Annotated in this window: 16 protein-coding genes; 5 read left to right on the top strand and 11 right to left on the bottom strand. The window is 33.6% G+C overall.

Annotated elements, in window-relative coordinates:
- Nucleotides 1-50: 50 nt before the first annotated feature.
- The 9 genes from GWR14_RS02865 to GWR14_RS23705 all read right to left on the bottom strand — a co-directional run bounded on the left by GWR14_RS02865 (nt 51) and on the right by GWR14_RS23705 (nt 6,046).
- Nucleotides 51-953: a hypothetical protein gene (locus GWR14_RS02865; RefSeq protein WP_163407550.1), complete on the bottom strand. Its 903-nt coding sequence runs from the start codon at nt 951-953 to the stop codon at nt 51-53.
- Between the two features lie 4 nt (nt 954-957).
- Nucleotides 958-2,226 carry an ABC transporter permease gene (locus tag GWR14_RS02860; protein ID WP_163407548.1) on the bottom strand — a complete coding sequence of 423 codons (1,269 nt, stop codon included), beginning with the start codon at nt 2,224-2,226 and terminating at the stop codon, nt 958-960.
- A 3-nt stretch (nt 2,227-2,229) separates the two neighbouring features.
- Nucleotides 2,230-2,625 carry a hypothetical protein gene (locus GWR14_RS02855; protein ID WP_163407547.1) on the bottom strand — a complete coding sequence of 132 codons (396 nt, stop codon included), beginning with the start codon at nt 2,623-2,625 and terminating at the stop codon, nt 2,230-2,232.
- 16 nt (nt 2,626-2,641) lie between these two features.
- Entirely contained in the window at nt 2,642-2,863 is a 222-nt protein-coding gene (locus GWR14_RS24095; RefSeq protein WP_163407545.1) for a DUF4236 domain-containing protein, read from the bottom strand.
- A gap of 6 nt (nt 2,864-2,869) precedes the next feature.
- Complete coding sequence (locus tag GWR14_RS02845; RefSeq protein ID WP_163407543.1) at nt 2,870-3,070, bottom strand: hypothetical protein; 201 nt, start codon at nt 3,068-3,070, stop codon at nt 2,870-2,872.
- A gap of 153 nt (nt 3,071-3,223) precedes the next feature.
- Nucleotides 3,224-3,892, bottom strand: coding sequence for a response regulator (locus GWR14_RS02840; protein ID WP_163407541.1), 669 nt, complete (start codon nt 3,890-3,892; stop codon nt 3,224-3,226).
- Between the two features lie 6 nt (nt 3,893-3,898).
- The gene (locus GWR14_RS02835; RefSeq protein WP_317165154.1) at nt 3,899-5,458 is read right to left on the bottom strand and encodes a tetratricopeptide repeat-containing sensor histidine kinase; all 1,560 of its coding nucleotides are present in this window, start codon (nt 5,456-5,458) and stop codon (nt 3,899-3,901) included.
- A 189-nt stretch (nt 5,459-5,647) separates the two neighbouring features.
- Entirely contained in the window at nt 5,648-5,830 is a 183-nt protein-coding gene (locus GWR14_RS02830; RefSeq protein ID WP_163407537.1) for a hypothetical protein, read from the bottom strand.
- 57 nt (nt 5,831-5,887) lie between these two features.
- Nucleotides 5,888-6,046 (bottom strand): hypothetical protein, encoded by a 159-nt coding sequence (locus tag GWR14_RS23705; protein ID WP_187356521.1) that lies wholly within the window; start codon nt 6,044-6,046, stop codon nt 5,888-5,890.
- A 367-nt stretch (nt 6,047-6,413) separates the two neighbouring features.
- Between GWR14_RS23705 and GWR14_RS02825 the strand changes: the two genes are divergently transcribed.
- The 3 genes from GWR14_RS02825 to GWR14_RS02815 are packed head-to-tail and all read left to right on the top strand — an operon-like array spanning nt 6,414 to nt 8,702.
- Nucleotides 6,414-7,508, top strand: a complete 1,095-nt coding sequence (locus tag GWR14_RS02825) for a hypothetical protein (RefSeq protein WP_163407536.1) — start codon at nt 6,414-6,416, stop codon at nt 7,506-7,508.
- On the top strand, nt 7,498-8,247 hold the full coding sequence (locus tag GWR14_RS02820) for a helix-turn-helix transcriptional regulator (protein ID WP_163407534.1): 750 nt from the start codon (nt 7,498-7,500) through the stop codon (nt 8,245-8,247). The genes GWR14_RS02825 and GWR14_RS02820 overlap by 11 nt, the downstream gene beginning before the upstream one ends.
- Nucleotides 8,248-8,291: 44 nt before the next feature.
- Nucleotides 8,292-8,702: a VOC family protein gene (locus GWR14_RS02815; RefSeq protein WP_163407533.1), complete on the top strand. Its 411-nt coding sequence runs from the start codon at nt 8,292-8,294 to the stop codon at nt 8,700-8,702.
- Between the two features lie 108 nt (nt 8,703-8,810).
- On the opposite strand, the gene GWR14_RS02810 is transcribed toward GWR14_RS02815, so the two are convergent.
- Both GWR14_RS02810 and GWR14_RS24060 read right to left on the bottom strand, forming a co-directional pair.
- On the bottom strand, nt 8,811-9,812 hold the full coding sequence (locus GWR14_RS02810) for a PorP/SprF family type IX secretion system membrane protein (RefSeq protein ID WP_163407531.1): 1,002 nt from the start codon (nt 9,810-9,812) through the stop codon (nt 8,811-8,813).
- Between the two features lie 17 nt (nt 9,813-9,829).
- On the bottom strand, nt 9,830-14,197 hold the full coding sequence (locus tag GWR14_RS24060; RefSeq protein WP_163407529.1) for a PKD domain-containing protein: 4,368 nt from the start codon (nt 14,195-14,197) through the stop codon (nt 9,830-9,832).
- A 243-nt stretch (nt 14,198-14,440) separates the two neighbouring features.
- Between GWR14_RS24060 and GWR14_RS02800 the strand changes: the two genes are divergently transcribed.
- Together GWR14_RS02800 and GWR14_RS02795 are read left to right on the top strand one after the other, a co-directional pair.
- The gene (locus tag GWR14_RS02800; protein ID WP_163407528.1) at nt 14,441-16,372 is read left to right on the top strand and encodes a tetratricopeptide repeat-containing sensor histidine kinase; all 1,932 of its coding nucleotides are present in this window, start codon (nt 14,441-14,443) and stop codon (nt 16,370-16,372) included.
- A gap of 12 nt (nt 16,373-16,384) precedes the next feature.
- Nucleotides 16,385-17,146: a LytR/AlgR family response regulator transcription factor gene (locus tag GWR14_RS02795; RefSeq protein WP_163407526.1), complete on the top strand. Its 762-nt coding sequence runs from the start codon at nt 16,385-16,387 to the stop codon at nt 17,144-17,146.
- The last annotated feature ends 10 nt before the right edge of the window (nt 17,147-17,156 follow it).

The following is a 17,156-nucleotide window of genomic DNA, read 5'->3' as shown; positions in this document are numbered from 1 at the left end:
TTTATTGAAATCCGTAAAGGCTGATTTATTATTTTCTAAATAAAATCGATTCAGGATTTCTTTTCTAGTATAAAGTCTTTAATGATTTTCTCCATGTTTGAAGGCAGATCAGCATTTTTGATTTCAAAATGTTTGATTTTCATTTCGGTAAACCATTTTGTCCAATAGGCTTTTATTACTTTTTCTTCATAAGGATTATTTGGATTCGGATTAATACCTAAAACCAAAACTTCCAGATTAGATAAATCATCACCGGCTTTAATAAAACCAAAATCCTTGCCCTCAAAATTCTTTTCCCAGTCTTTGGTATTTAAGCCATTCTTTCGAATTAATTCCGGAGTAATGTAAGATGTACGGTTTCCTTCTTTCATTATAGTATTGTCATAAAAGATGTAGCCATCCGTCAGTATAACCAGGATATTTCGGTCATCGTTTTCTATGCACTGGTCTTTTACTTTAGTGTCAAAAAAACTCCAGATATCAGAGCCGATAAAATTGTTGTCCTTTATGGCTGATTCGTATATTTTTGAAGTCTGTGAAGCATAATTTGCATTGATAGAATTTAGTAAATCCTTTGAAGCATTATTTTTATCAATAACAATTTTTAACTTCTGCGAAATCGAATTAATATCAGAATCTTTAGGTTCCGGATTAAAAAATAATTGCATTTTGTCATCAATCTGGCGTATTCTTTTTGATTTTAAATGTGCTGTAAAAGCTTCAGAAACTGATTTTATGTATCCTAAATCCCTTTGGTAATATTCCATTGTTGGGTTAGAATTTTTCTCAGTACTAATTCTGTCTGATAAATCGAGAAGTATACTAATATTATAATTTTCGGATTTAGTATTTTTAGAGCTAAGCTCTTCTGTATCTTTATCAGGTTCCTGTTTGCATGAAAATGTCAAAACGAGTAATGATGATATGGTAAATATTTTCAAAATAGTGTTCATAGGATTAGTTTTTAGAATATACCAAATGCTGAAAGTCAGGATCGACCAGGTTTAATTTGCTAAGATGTTCTTCAGAGTGAAGCTCACAGCTTTCCAGAAGTTCTGTTTTTTCTTTATGTGCCAGAGCAATTTCGGTATTTATGGCCTGAAACCACCCTTCTTTGTATTGATGATGATAATGCAGGTATTCTTTTACCGGAAATACAAATCCATCAATTTTAGACTGAAGTTCAGAAATCCTTCCGTTTGCCGTTACAATCTGCTGTTTGAAATCATTTATCTTATTGATGTATTCGGCTTTCAGTTTTTCTAAATCAATCAGATTTTCTTTTTTGCCTCTTATAAAAGCTCTGATTTTATCAATGTTTTCAAATTCTTTCATTACAAAATCAAAAACAAGTCCCCAGATAATATAGACTACAAAACCAGCAAAAATGATCATCCAAAATTCAGCTTCGCCCAAAGCGATATTTAAGTTGTAAGGAGCAGAATCTGTTGTTTTATTGAATTCATAAATCTTCTTTTCGATTTGATAGGCCAATAAAGCATCAAATAAAAAGGTGGTGACAAAAAGAGCAATCATTCTGAAGACATTTTTAATTCCTTTTCCTTTTTGTACCATGTGAATTACATAGCCTAATCCCATGAATACAAAAGGAATTGTTACTACCAAGACTCCTTCAAGCCAGCTTGCCTTAAAAGAATTTGTTAAGGCATCGGCGTCGAAAATAGCAGCTGTTAAACTATCATTTGAGAATTCTTTAAAAAATGCAGAATAAGATGCAGAAACATAAAACACCAAAACATAAAGCGTGATAGGAAGCAGTAAAAACAAACCGATATAAAATTGTGCTTTTAATCCTTTGCCATCTTCAATTCCAAATTTGTCAGGATTACGTTTTACTTCGATGATTTCATTTTTTATCAAATCAGCAGATTCGTTGATATCCTGTTCTTTCTTTTCGTAAATCCCAATTGCAGTTTCACACTTTTTGAGTTCTGTGCGATTCTTTTCCTGTTCTTCACGATAAGGCTGTTTTAATTTGTCCTGCTCTAATTTTTGTTTTCGGCACTGATCTTCAAAACTCATGTATAAGTTTTGTAAGCAGGCTTTCAGGACAATTGGTTTGCCCGTTGCTTTTATTGAAGCAGCGAAACCGCTCTGATAATAAGTAATTCTGATTTGTTCTCTGTCTTCTTCATTTTCTTCGAAAAGTTTAGAAGAAGAATCTGTAGATTTTTTTAAACTAAATAATTGTGAAAGTGTTTTCATGGCTTAAGGGTTTAGTTGACTAATAATTTCTTCTTTACCAATGTTTTTCTGGACACAATCAATCAGATAGTCAGACAAATCATTGATGTTTTCTTCAACGAAATCAAATTTTTTGCAATATTTTCTAAGCATATTCAATTCGTCATCCGTTACTTTTTCGTCAGCCCAGATAATTCTTGCCAGATCATACAGATATTCAATTTTTGTAGTTAAGGCTTCGGGAACTATAAAATCGGTATTGACAGGATTTAAAAAAAGTTTGTCAAGTTCTTCTTTTGGAATTCCTCTTTCATCTGCAAAATGGTAGAGCATTTGAAGTTCCAAAACATCAAAGTGATCATCTGATAATGCCATTTGATACAATCTTAGAAAATGGCTTTTAAGTTCTAGTGTTATCATGTGTAGTAGTTATATTTTAGAGTGTGTAAATTAAAAATGCAAAAAGTCCAGTGAAGACAAACAGGACAAGACAGCCACTGCTTTGATATCGTACTCCGGGTATTCCGGTTTTAACAGAATATTTTTTACTGCTAAATGTTCCCATTTTTGTTCTTAAGCTCGGAGAAATTCCGGATTTGCTAATATTTAGTCCGAGTCCGCCTCCAAGCTTAATTCTTTTTTGAAATCGAAAGCCCATGATAGATTAGCTGGTATGGCATGCAGGACAGCAAGTTTTACAGCCATTTGATTTTGAATAAGTTTTTTTAGCCTCAGTAACGGCAGATTTACAATCTGAAAATGCGCCTAAATATTTTCTGTTCGATGGTAAATAGATACAATCTTCGGTATGAACTTCATGGTCTCCGTTTGATTGAGCAGTGTTGTTTACGTAATAATCTTTCATGATTTAAAAAGTTTTAATTAGTTATTGATTTTGATAATTCAAACTTAAACCTGTTTTAAATCAATATTTTACGGAAAACCATAATCCGTGAATTTTAAATTTCAGCCATAAAAAAAGCCCCCGAAGGAGCTTAAAAAATATAATGAGGAGAAATTAAATTATCCCCATATCTTTTGTAATCGAAACCAGATGAACGGTATTGTTTGCTTTAAAAAAGTCTTTAAGTTTAGACAGTCTTTTTTCGACAGCGCTTTTGCTGTTGGGTTTAATGTTTGAGTTTTTAAAAATTTCTATGATTTCATCCTGTGAAGTACCCGCAGACAAATGTTTTAGAATTTGAATATCAACATCGTCAATTTCGTAGTTGTTCTTTTCCTGCAATGAAGAGGCAACTTCGGGAGAAATAAATTTTTGGTCTGAAGTCGAAATTATGTTAATTGCTTTTTTAAGATCTTCGATACTGTTTAAGCCTTTAAGGACAAAAGCATCAATTCCGATGTTATCAAAAAGAGATTTAATCCGGAAACCTTTATCTTCTACAGAATAGGCTATGATTTTAATACCGGGCTGTACTTCACGTACTTTTTGAATTAGCTCGTCTCCACTTGAAATTTTTACTTCACGATGGTCTGTTTTGAATGAAAGATCACTGATTAATAAATCGTAAGGGTCATTGTCCTGAATGGCTTTTCGGATTTTCAAAAATGCTTCGTCACAAAATTTTGAATGTTGAAAATTGACAATATTTAAATCTTTTAAGACTTCCTGGATTCCTAAATTAATAGCATCAATATCTTCCGCTATTATTACTTTTTTAAACATAGGCTTTTATTTAGGCATTGTTATTTTTACTTTAAAACCTTTATTAGGTTCAGTATCAAAAGTAATTGTTCCTTTTATGGCCAGAATACGGTTTTCCATATTTTGCAAACCATTTTTTGTAATTTTTGATTTTTCACAGCCTTTTCCGTTGTCCGTATAATTGATAGACACTAAATTTGATTTACTTTCAAACTTAATAGCAACCAAAGGAGCTTCGCTGTGCTTTTTCATATTGACCATTAATTCCTGAAGTACTCTATGGGTGGTAACCTTTTTTTCATCATCTATGTTGTCCCAGTTTATCTTTTCAATGTTTGTAATAATAACATTGGTACTGCTGCTATTATAAGTTGAAAGCATTTCTTTTAAGTTGAGTGCATAATTAGGGCCGGTATCAACATTACTATTTTCCCTGGATATTCCGCGAACCCGGGAATAAATATGATCTAGATTTTGTAATAAGGTTTCCTTGTTATTTTCTGAAGTTAAAGATTGGGTTTGAGTGTAAGTAATAGCATGAAAAACATCATTGGCCAATTCATCATGGATATTCTTGGCAATTCTGGTTTCGGTATCGTAAGCCGTTTTTATTTCGACAAGGCGGGTTTTGTTTTTATGACGTTTTATTAAATATGCAATTAAAAAGAACGAGAAAATAATTCCTATTATGAAAAAGATTCTTTGGTATTCTGCTTTTTGAAGCGCTAATAAATTTTCTGCTTTTTCTAACCGGAGTTTCTGGTTTTCGTCTTTTTCTTTTTTAGAGTCATATTTTATTTTGGCAAACTTGTTTTTATAGTTGTTTCTTACCTTAATTATACTATCGTTTAAGATAATATACTTTTGCGCATATTTAGTTCCCGAACCATTAGAGATTAAAAATGATAATGCCTTTAAGCGTTCGTCTATACTATTAAATTTTGTTGCAGTTTGATATGCATATTGAGCATATTGAATTGATTTTTTAACATCTCTTTTTAAATAATATTCAGAGAGATGCAAATTACTTTCAATATATCCATAAGGGTCTTTGGCTTTTTTATTTAACTCCAAACTTTGGTCCATCCATATAAGTCCTTTTTCATTCCACCCTTTTTTAAAATAAGCAAAACCCAGATTGTCTAATACACGTGCTTTACTGGCAGGGTCTTTATCAATAATTTTTTTGTTTAATATATATTCTAAAATATGAACTGCTTTATTGTATTCTTTCTGCTGAATGTAAACTACTGCAATATTATTTAAAGGAGATTGTTTTGATATTTCATCTGTACAATCTTTTATGGCTTCTTTGTAATAATAAATAGCATCGCGATAAAGAGAAAGCTCTTTATCAGCAATTCCGAAAAAGTTATTGATGGAAGCACTATAAATGTCTTTTTTTTTAAGATAGGGTAATGCTTCTGTCAGAGTTTCTTTGCTGCCATAATAATCGCCGTTGATTTGTTGGATGGAAGCCATTTGGATAAGATTATAAACAATATTGGTACTGTCTTTTACTTTTTCAAAGATTATTTTCGATTTGTTGAAATTGTAGAAAGCAGTATTAAAGCTTCTTTTCTCCATGCTTGATATTCCTTTATTCCTTAGGTCAACAGCTTCCTTTTTTAAAGACTCCTTATTAAGGATAATTGTTGTTTTTTTCGTACACGAAAGGAGTAAAAGGAAAATGAGGAAACAAAAAAACGGGGATCGTAACATAGAATTTACTTTCCCCGAATGTACTAATTAATTATAAATTAAAAGATTAAATGACTAATATTTTGGTGGTGGCGGTGGCGGAATTACCGGATCATCTCCAGGCCCATCTGCGTATGTTGGCGTTATAGGATTAATTGTTTTTTTTGCCTCAGTTTCAGTTTCGTATTCATCTGCAGTGCAGGAAAACAGAGTAGTAGACAATAGCGCAAACGCTCCCAATAAAAATAAATTTTTCATGTTTTTTGGATTTAAAAATTATACACTGAAAATAATAATTAATTTTCATGCACACCATTATTTTGTAGGAGGTGGCGGAACTTTTATTGGCAAGTCTCCAGGGCCGTCTGCATATGTAGGTGTGTCTTTAGCCTCAGTTTCATATTCATCAGCTGTACAAGAAAATAATGTAGTTGTCAATAGCGCAAACGCTCCCAGTAAAAAAATCTTTTTCATTTTATTAATTTTTTTAAGATTAGAAATGGGTATTGCTGTCCGGATTCTGTCCAGATCTTGTTTGGCAATACCTAATTTTGGTTGGGAAGTGAAGTGCGCAGAACAGTAAAATTTTATTTATACTTCCCGGATAAAGTCCGTCTTACGGTTTTCCGCACTTTTAATTGAACTAGTTTTGTACTTTTGTTTTAACCTGCAGATCAAAGTATTAACTCGTTTTGTTGAAGCAAAGTAACAACCATTGTAAACCTGAATTGATACGGAATTCCCGGACGTCCTGAAAAGTCGATTTAAATCCGATAAAGGTTTGAGATGTCCGGAAAAATCCGATGATGTCCTGAAAAAAATAGTATAAAAAGTGATGCCTATGTATAACAATACTTTAAATGAAGATGATTATAAAGAAGCAGTTAGAAGTAAATTTGAAAAAGAAAAAGATGGGATTTATTCTAATTATTTGAATAATCCGTCTCAAGCTAACCTGAGAGATTTGTGTTGGAAGATTTTTAAATCAAATGAAAACACAGATGATTTAAATGCATATAGTGATTTTTTTAAATTTAAATTTGATTCAAATAATGAAGATACTTCAACTACTTATACCGATAAGTTTAAAAAAGTTGGAAGATTTTTTAAAGGAGAAACGAAACCAGCAAAAATTGATACTATAAATTTTGCTGCAGTTTTAGTTGATTTTGAATTTAGACCTTTTGGGAAGTTTAAAAAGCATTATACCAATGATCAGAAAAATGCAGAAGAGGAAAATGATTTGAAGGATGAAATAGAAACAGTTCAAGAGTCTGAAATTGAAAGCGAAGTTAAAAAAGAAGATTCGATTCAAAGAGAAAAATTAAATGAGGAGGAGAATTCATGGAAGAAAGAAAATTTAGACAAAACGGCGCTATTCAATGAAGAAGACAAATTAATCGGAGATAATAGAATTCCTAAAGAAGAAGGTGTTTTAAAAGAATTTGAAACAACACAAGTTCTTAAACCAGTAGAATTATTTTTAGGTTTTAAAGATGAGTCAAAAGAAAGGAACGGTGAGATAAAATGGAATAAATGGTTTGGAATAGGAATACTTTCTTTTCTGGGTCTTTTAGTTTATTATTACTTTGCACAAAAGAACGAATGCATGCAATGGTCGGGCGATCATTATGAAGAAGTAAGCTGTGATTTAAAAATTCAGGGAATAGGAACCTACAATGTTGTCAAACCCTTTGATGAAAGAATAATTAATCTTAGAAAAATTCAGGTGTGTGATACCACTACTTTTTTTAAAAACGGAGAAGCAATTATTTGGTATGCAAAAATAGGAGATAGTGTAGAGTTCTTTAATACACATGGTATGCATCCCGAACAGAATAAAAAGTCATTAAAGCCCGTAACACAGTATATTATTGATAAGTATGTCAAAGACAGATCTTGTAAACTAACAGATAAAAAAATAAATGATTTATAAAGAATTTCAGCCGGATATAGCTTTAAATGATTTTGTTAAGAACTATTGGTGGTTCGATAATTCGACAGATGAGAAACTTGACTTTACAATTCTGCCTGACGGCTGTTTTGATCTGATTGTGTCATTTAACAATCATAAGCAGGAAGAAATTTCATTAACAGGTTTGTGGACAAAACAAGTAGAAATATCCATTGACCCCAATATCTGGCTTTTTGGAATTCGTTTTAAGCTATTGGCAGCCGATTATATTGTCCAGCAAAGTATTGCATCATTTTGTGATAGTGAAGAAATAAAAGAAAGCAGTTTTTGGGAATTAGATAAAACTTCATTTGAAGATTTAGAAAGTGTAACAGATAAACTGAATAAAAGGATGCTTTCGATTTTGGATAGTCAAAAAGAAGTTGACAATAGAAAGCAAAAGCTTTTCTCCTTGTTGTATCAAACAAATGGAGAACTAACAGTTGAAAATTATTCAAAACAGGTCTTTTGGACAAGCCGGCAAATTAACCGCTATTTTAAAGGCCGATTTGGTGTTTCTCTAAAATCATATTGTAAGATTTTAAAATGTTACGCTTCGTATACACATATTAAGAATGGGAAGGTTTATCCCGAACATAATTATTTTGACCAGTCCCATTTTATAAAAGACCTGAAAAAAGTAACAGGAAACAATCCAACGGAATTATTTGAAAATAAAAACGACCGATTTTTACAATTGGCAACGATAATCGAAAAGTAGTTTTGCATTTATAATTAAATATTAAATTAATAAAAAACAGCAAAATGAAATTTAACAACATTAGACTTTTAGTAAATGATTTTGATAAGTGTTTTACTTTTTACAACGATATCCTTGGATTAGAATGTACGTGGGGAAAATCGGGAGATAATTTTGCCAGTTTTAATATTGGTATTTCCTCAGGACTTGCATTATTTAAAGCAGAATTAATGAACCTTGCTATCAATGAAAAAGTGGAAAAAAATGAAACTTTTCAGGACAAAATGGCTATCATCATAGAAGTAGACAGTGTTGATACGACTTATAATTTATTACAAAGTAGAGGGGTGAAGTTTTTAACCGAGCCAAAAGACATGACAGCATGGGGGATTAGAGTGGTACATTTTAGAGATCCTGAGCATAATTTAATCGAATTGTTCTCAGAATTGTCAAAAGAAAACGGGACAATAGTTTAATTGAAGAAGAAAAGACTTTTTCCGGAAAATAAACGACTCATAATAAAAAACTCTCAGATTTTCATTCTGAGAGTTTTTGTTCAAATAGATTAGCTAATGTACTTTGATTTAGTTATCTCCATAATTTGGGCATCCAAAACACTTACGAGCCAAATCAAACTGATACGTCAATGAAAGTTCATAAACACCTCCTGTTCTTCCTATTTTGGTTGTATTCAGATCATATGAAAGTCCTAATCGTAAATGTTCGTATTGCAATCCGGTAAAAAAGTTAACAGAAGTTAGCAATTCATTATTCATTCCGTTTTTAGCAGGATTGGTAACGAAGGTTGTTCCAAAAAACATTTTTTCGAATAAAATGGAAGCCCCTAAATCAAATCGGTTGTAGCGTCCCTGCTGCATGTAATTTGATGTAAAAAACATTTTGGTTTCATACGGAAAAAACAATACATCAATATAATCTGCAACGAGAAACTCATATCCACTGCTTAGCGAGAAAAATGTGTTTAAAGGCAGGTTCCCATTTGCACTCAGAGCAATATTTGGTCTGTTGAGGTGCTTCATCGAAAGGCCAATCCAAAGATCATCGGTATTAAAAACCATACCGGCAGATACATCAAAAAAAGTAACCTTGTCATTGGCCAGTAAAGGATCAATCGAACTTCCATTATTTGGTCCGTTTATGTTAATCTGGTCTTCCAGCAATAAATTGCCAAAAGCAAATGATTTTAAACCAAATCCTGCTTCGATACCCGGCCTGAATGTCCAGGTGTCATTTATCCTTACCCTGTAGGCATAATTGGCATTGATTTGTGTGTAATTATATTTGGAAGCATTTTCTCTTTGGTTTAAAATATTTAAGCCAATTCCGCTATTAAGTTTATCGCTCCAGGTATTTACAAATGCATAATCTGTATCGACGCTTAAATCTAATTCAGGCCATTGCTCACGATGAATGATTCCGGCATAAGTAGTTTCCATAAAACCGGTAAAACCTGGGTTTAAGGTTTCGGGAACTAAAAAATATTGTGTAAAAATTGGATCCTGTGCTCTTGTTTTGGTATAAAAACAACATGTTATCAGTATAACAACTAGTAATTTTAATCTCATTTTTAAATCTGTTGCTTTTATTTAATTAATGTTAATGATCCTTTTTCGGTTATGGTATGGTTATAGAAAGTTTTGGCCGTTATTCTATAATAGTAGTTTCCGTTTTCAGCATCCAGATCTTTAATTTTTCCTCGCCATCCATGAATGTTTACGCCGGTTTCTGTATAAATGATACCTCCCCATGTGTCATAAATATCTAGAGTCACATTGTTCAGTCCCTGAAATACAGGTGCAAATGAATCGTTGATACCGTCATTATTCGGTGTAAAAGCGTTTGGCATAACCAGTTTGTATCCTTTTTCAACTAGTATTGTAGCCTCATAAGAATATTGGCATCCAAAAGGATAATTAACGACTTGTTTTATAGTATAACTACCTTCTCTGGTATAAATGTGTTCCGGATTTGTATCTGTAGAAAAATTGCCGTCTCCAAAATCCCATGATGTGCTTATAAAATCTCCGGTGGCTAAATTTGTAAATTTAACAGGGTCATAAATAGCATACAGGTCGAACATCTCTTTTCCGTAAGAACTGGTAGAAAAGTTTGCTACGCCTAACACAGGTTTATTGACATTATGATTTACATCAGCTGTACAGCCAAAACTATCGGTCACGGTAAAAATGATTAATCCTTTATTATCGGTTTTCATTATTTCACCATTAGCACCGGAAACAACTCCGTCTGACCATTTTAAAGTATATGGAGGAATTCCTCCTTTAACATGTCCTACGAATGTCTGATCTACAAATCTGGTATCGCAATTAAAATCCGTTAAAACTTCGATTGTAGGTGTAAGCTGTTCAAATCGGATAATTTTAAAGGTATCTGATTTTTTACAGCCTCTTGAATCTGTTACTGTAACAGTATAGTTATCGGGGGTAAGCTGGCTCAAATCTTCAGTTCGTGCGCCATTAGACCAAACATAAGTATAAGGAGCAGTACCGCCTGTTACGATAAGGTCTATAACACCCGTATTTGCTTTAACACAATCAAGTGGGTTTGACACATCTCCTCTTATTTCTAATTCAAGGGGATCAACAACGATATATTCTGCCTCTATTACACATAGTTTGGCATCGGTGATTTTTACTTTATAACTTCCCGGACCAAGATTGTTTCTTTCAATTCCGGCTGTAGAGCCGTCGCTCCATTCCAGTTTAAGCGGTGCCTGTCCACCCTCAAGATTAAGGCGGATGTGGGCGTCATTTGCTCCATGACACGAAATATTTTGAAAATCAGGATTGATTCTAAAAACCGGGGCATTGTTAACTGTTATCGGAAATACTTTCGGACAGCCTAACGCATCAGTAATGGTAATTGAATAGTTTCCTGCTGACAAATTAGATTGTTCCATTCCTGTTCCTAAATTGCTCCATTTTATAATATACGGATCGCCGGTTGCAAAAGGAACACCGCCTGTTATATTATTAATTTTGATTACACCATCTCTAACGCTGTAACAGGTTAAATGTGTAACATCATAGTTTAATTTTATTTCAGGGTTTTGAAGTATTTCAACCTTCAGTTGTACAGCACATCCGGAATTATCGGTAACGGTTAAATTATATGTACCGGCATAAAGGTTCTTTAAATTCTGGAGATTACTCCTAAAACCGTTTGGTCCTGTCCAACTGTAACGATGAGCAGGTCTTCCTCCTGATGAACTTACATTGATTTCACCGGTATTATATCCGTAGCATAAAACATCCACTTGGCTTTCCCATTTTACTTCCAGTAATGGTGGTTCGATAATGGTATAGGTTCCGGTAAGAATGTTACAATTGTTAGCTTCTGTAACGGTTACGGCATAAACTCCCGGTCCCAGATTACTTAAGCTTCCTGAATTAACCGGATAAGGATTTCCGTCTTTTGTCCATACAAAATTATAAGGTTGTGTTCCTCCCGTGGTTGATAGATTGATGGATCCGTTATTTAGTCCAAAACAAGTTATATCATTTTTGCCTGGGAAAAATTGAAATAATCCCGGTTCAGGAACATAATAACTTTTCACAAAAGGACAATTTCCATTATCAATAACCCTTAAATTGTAATAACCTGATTTTAAATTAGAAAGATCTTCACTTGTACTTGTAAAATTATTAGGGCCAGTCCATGAGAATTGGTATGGATTTCCGGTTGTAAAAGGAATACCACCGGTTACATTTATAGAAATAGAACCGTCGCCAGATCCAAAACAAGTAGCACCTTTAATACTATCTACTACATTTATCAAAGGGTCTACCGTAACCGTAACGGTAAAATCAGGACCAGGACACTGAGTAGATATTGGTGATACCGTATAGGTTACCGTTGCAGGGCTGGCTGTATTATTTATTAATGTCTGACCAATACTTGTTCTTGGGCTCGATTGTGCACTTGCACCACTTATGGCACCCGGCGGAGAAACTACCGGAGCAGACCATACATAAGTAGTTCCTGATGGCACATTATCTGTTGTTCCGTTACTGACAGGCGTAATCTGAAAAGAATTTCCACTACATATTTTTGCTGTTTTAGGAGTTATAACAGGTGAAAGAACCATGTCTACAGAGAAGTTTCGGGATACTTCTGTTGTACCACAGCTATTAGTAACTCTAAAAGTAGCAACATAATTACCGGTTGTAGTATAATTAATGGCTCCAGGGTTAAGTGATGTAGAAGTTGAAGGTGTTCCTCCGGGAAAACTCCATGAATAACTTATTTCTGAAGACGGAGAACACGTTTCTTCTACTAGGCCTTCAGGGTAAATTGTTGCCGATTTACAAAAATCTGAGATTGGCTTTAGAGAAATAACAGGTCTCTTTTTTACCTGAATTTGCTGTGAATTATAATTATAAATTCCACAAGAATTAATTGTTCTTAATCGAACAGTGTAAACTCCCGGAGTTGTAAAATTAAAAGCCGGATCCTTAGAGGAAGAATTTGTTCCGTTTGCAAAATTCCAGGATCCTCTTCCTGATCCTGGAGATGTTTCTTTACCGCAAAAAGCTTCATAATAATTCGTAACTTCCCAATAAAAACTTGAGACGCCACAGCTTAAGTTTGTATCGGTAGTATTGGTTATCTGAACTGTTTCTGAAGCACAGGCATTACCAAAGGTAAATTGTGGTTGTAACACAGGTTCAACACATATATATTGTGCAGCAGGAGTAATTCCGACACCACATGGTGTTGTTGCATTCAATGTAACCTTATATCTTCCTGGTGTTGCATACGCATGATAGGGATTAACTTCTCTCGAAGTTGTTCCATCTCCAAAATCCCAGGTATAAACATTTTGAGTACTACAACCATTAGTGTAGCCTGCGTACGTTGAATTGCTAAAATAAACAGATGAATTTACACATGCAACAGACGGAACGCTAAAATTGATTACCGGTACATCTAAAATAATAATGGGGCCAGCAGTAAGATAGGTACTTCCGCAGGAGGTTGTAATGGTTAAAGTAACAGTATTTCCTGATGGACAGTTGGCTCTTGTAAACTTATGAGGAATAGGAAAATTTTGTGAAGCCTGAGGATTTAGACTGTTGTAATATACAGAGCTTTCCAGTTGAGCCTGAGTATAATTTTGAGTTGAGCCGTCACCATAGTCAACCAAATATCTGGTATCTGAAGGGTTAAGCGCCCATGATCCAATTGCAAAATCCATAGGGTCAACCGGCACACATAAATTGGTTGTGTTTCCCGGAGCGATAAGAGCACCAATTGGGTTATTCGAGTTTTTGACTACATACGTTACAGAATTGTTGCAGCTATTACTTCCAATTCCGGTTATGACCATATTGAAAGAACCTAATTTTTGATATTGATGTGTTTTTGGAAAACTAACATTCGTTTCTGAAGTACCATCTCCCCAGTCAACATTATAGGATGTTATACAAGAAACAGAAGTTGAATTATTTCCAACATTAATAGTATATTTTGGATTTGAATTATTGTCCCCGCATCTTTCAAAAGGTTTATTAGATCCCGGAGCATTAAGGTCTGTAAACTTTAAATCGGGTTTCTGTTTTACAGAAATAGGTTTTGTAATCGAACCTGTCTGACCAGTAGCGTCAGTAACGGTTAATTTTACACTAAAATTTTGAGTTCCGCAGCCAACCGCAGTAAAAACATGACTTGGGTTAATGTCAGTAGAAGTTTTTCCGTCTCCAAACTCCCATTTATAAGAAAAAGGAGCGCTCCCATTTACAATTGCGCTAAATGTGACCGGAGTTCCGGAACAGGCACCATCATTAGTAAAAGTAAAATCTACACTGGGAGCTATAAAATTGCTGTAGTTTTTATTAATGGGAATATTTCTGTTATTACTGCCAAAACTATAAACTGAAGTGGTGATTATTATGATAAAAAGTATGTGTAAGAAGTAAAGTTTCCTCATGTAGTATAATTCGTTTATTTTCGGCAGTAAAAGTATATGTTTTTTCTGAATCAAAAGAAAAATAGTACTAATAATCTTTTAATAAAACTCAAAAGGAATGATAGGATATTTCAAGGGATGTTTTGTAACGTTTGCAATAATTCGAAATGATCAAATAATAACCAGAAAGAGCTGAATAATAATTAGCATTATGATACTAAAAAACATATTATACATTTGTAAGACAACAGCCAAAACATAAAAGTGAATCGTAAATTTTATAAAATATTTGTCTTTTTCGCCTTTCATATTTGCGGAACATTCTATGCGCAGAATGTTCAGATAGATAGTTTAAAAAGGGTAGTGGAGAAAATTAAAACAGATAGCTTAAAAGTTGATCAGTATAATAAAATAGCAGACTTATATAAAGAAATTGATCCTGATTTGACTTTTTTTTATACCCGAAAAGCAATTGCTATCAGTTTGAAAAAGGAATATCATTTTGGACTTGCAACAGCTTATGTAAACAAGGGAAATGCTTCTATCATTCTTGGTAATTATGAGGATGCCCTGAAATTCTTTAAAAGAGCACAATCAGAATTTGAAACTGCTTTACAAAAAGAAACTGGCAAAAAAAGGATAAAGAGTGGTCTGGCACGGTCTTATGCGAGTTCAGGCGTTGTATACTCAGAGCAAGGGGATCATACATCATCATTAAAAAACTATGAAAAAGCATTAAAAATTTATCAGGAGATTAAAGAACAAACGGGCGTTTCAAAAACACTGAACAATATTGGAATTCTTTATAAATCACAACAAAAATATCCTAAAGCATTACAATACCTTAAAGAAGCCCACAAGATACAAACCGTTTTGGATGAACAAAATGCTCCTATGACATTGACCAATATTGGGGTTATTTATTTTGAAACCGGTGAATATCATAATGCAATTCAGTATTACCGGAAAGCTCAAAAAGGATTTGAAAAAAACGAAAACAAACGCGGTTCTGCATTACTCAATAATTATTTAGGGGATTATTATAAAGCACAGAAGAATTTTATTCTGGCGGATGAATATTATCAGAAATCATTGGTTTTGTATGAAGAAATTCAGAATAAATTCGGAGCTTCTCTTGCTTTGTACAACATTGGATTGTTGTTGCAGGAGCAGAAAAAATACAAAGAGGCTATAAGCTTTGCAACTAAATCATTAGACTATGCTCAGGAAATTGGTGTTCTGGATCAAACGTATCATTCGGAAGAATTGTTAAGCGAATTGTATCAATCCTTAAAACAGCCTGAGGCAGCATTGGTTCATTATAAAAAATCCATTATTGCCCGTGACAGTATCAGCAATCAGGAAACAAGCCAAAAGTTTGCAATGGCCGAAATGAATTATGAATATCAAAAAAAAGAGGCCTTACTTTCTGAAAAGCATAAAAGAGAATTTCAACTGGTGGTATTCTCTGTCCTGGGAGGAATTTTGCTGATTGTTTTAGGCTGGGTCATTTATAACCGAATGCAGATAAAACGTCAGCTCACACTTAAAAAAGAGTTAGCAGAATACGAACAGAAAGCACTGCATCTGCAAATGAACCCTCATTTTGTATTCAACTGCCTGAGCTCAATTTCGAGTTTTATTGTGCAGAACGGAACCGATTCAGCACTGAAATATTTGTCGAAATTTTCAAAATTGATGCGCCTTACACTTGAATATTCTAAAGGTTCGCTTATTCCGATAGACAAAGAAATCGAAAGCCTTCAGAATTATCTTGAACTGGAACAGCTTCGTTTTGATAATAAATTTGAATTCGAAATCAATTCAAGTGAAAACGTCGAATTTAACGTGGGACTTCCTCCTTTATTGATTCAGCCTTTTGTAGAAAATGCGATTCTTCATGGCTTGGTTCCCAAAGAAGGAAAGGGGAAAATAAATGTTGATTTTGATGTACAAAATGAACAGCTGATCTGTACCATTACCGATGACGGAATTGGTTTGTCTGAATCGAAACTGCTCAAAGAAAATTCGGTTACCGCCCATCGTTCTATGGCATTGAGCATTACGAAGAAACGTTTGAAAATTATGGAATCCATAACTTCTAAATCGGCTAAAATTGAGATTCTGGAGTTGAATACAGACTCCCAAACGGGTACCAAAGCAATTTTATATTTGCCAGTTCAATATATATCATAATACCACAAGCCAATGATAACAGCATTACTAATTGACGATGACAAGCATTTAAGAACAGGTTTAAAAGCACTTTTAGAGCGTTATACCAATGATATCTTTATTATTGGCGAAGCCGAAAGTGTCAAAACAGGCATAGCTGCCATTGAAAAACTAAAACCACAGGTTATTTTTCTTGATATTCATCTGACTGACGGAACAGGTTTTGATATTTTGGAAAACCTTTCAAAAGTAAACGGAAAAATAAAGGCACATGTTGTTTTTATTACGGCTCATGAACAATATGCGTTAAAAGCATTTAAGTTTAGTGCTCTCGATTTTATTCTGAAACCTGTAGATCCTGAAGAATTGCAGGATACAATGGTCAAAATAAAAGATGCTGTTGGCAAAAAGAATTCCTTTGAAAACATTGATTTACTGTTGGAAAACATTCGCAAAAAAGTAGATAATTTCAAACGTATCGCTTTATCTACAAGTGATGGTATTCATTTATTTGAAGTCGCAGATATTATTCGTTGTGAAGCTAAAGCCAATTATACCGAGTTTTTTATTAAAAATCACAAACCGGTCCTGATTTCAAAAACATTAAAAGAATATGAAGAACTGCTCGCAGAACATGGTTTTGAACGCATTCACCAATCGCATTTAATTAACCTTTCGTATTTGAAATCGTATATAAAATCAGATGGGGGCTATGTAATTATGGCCGATAACAGCAACATTCCAATTGCCCAAAGCAAAAAGGAAAAACTGCAGGAACTGATTAAATCCTTATAAGATATATCTC

Source organism: Flavobacterium ajazii (assembly GCF_010614725.1).
In the GTDB taxonomy this organism is placed as follows: Bacteria; Bacteroidota; Bacteroidia; order Flavobacteriales; family Flavobacteriaceae; genus Flavobacterium; species Flavobacterium ajazii.
This window is presented reverse-complemented; position numbering and strand designations above follow the sequence as displayed.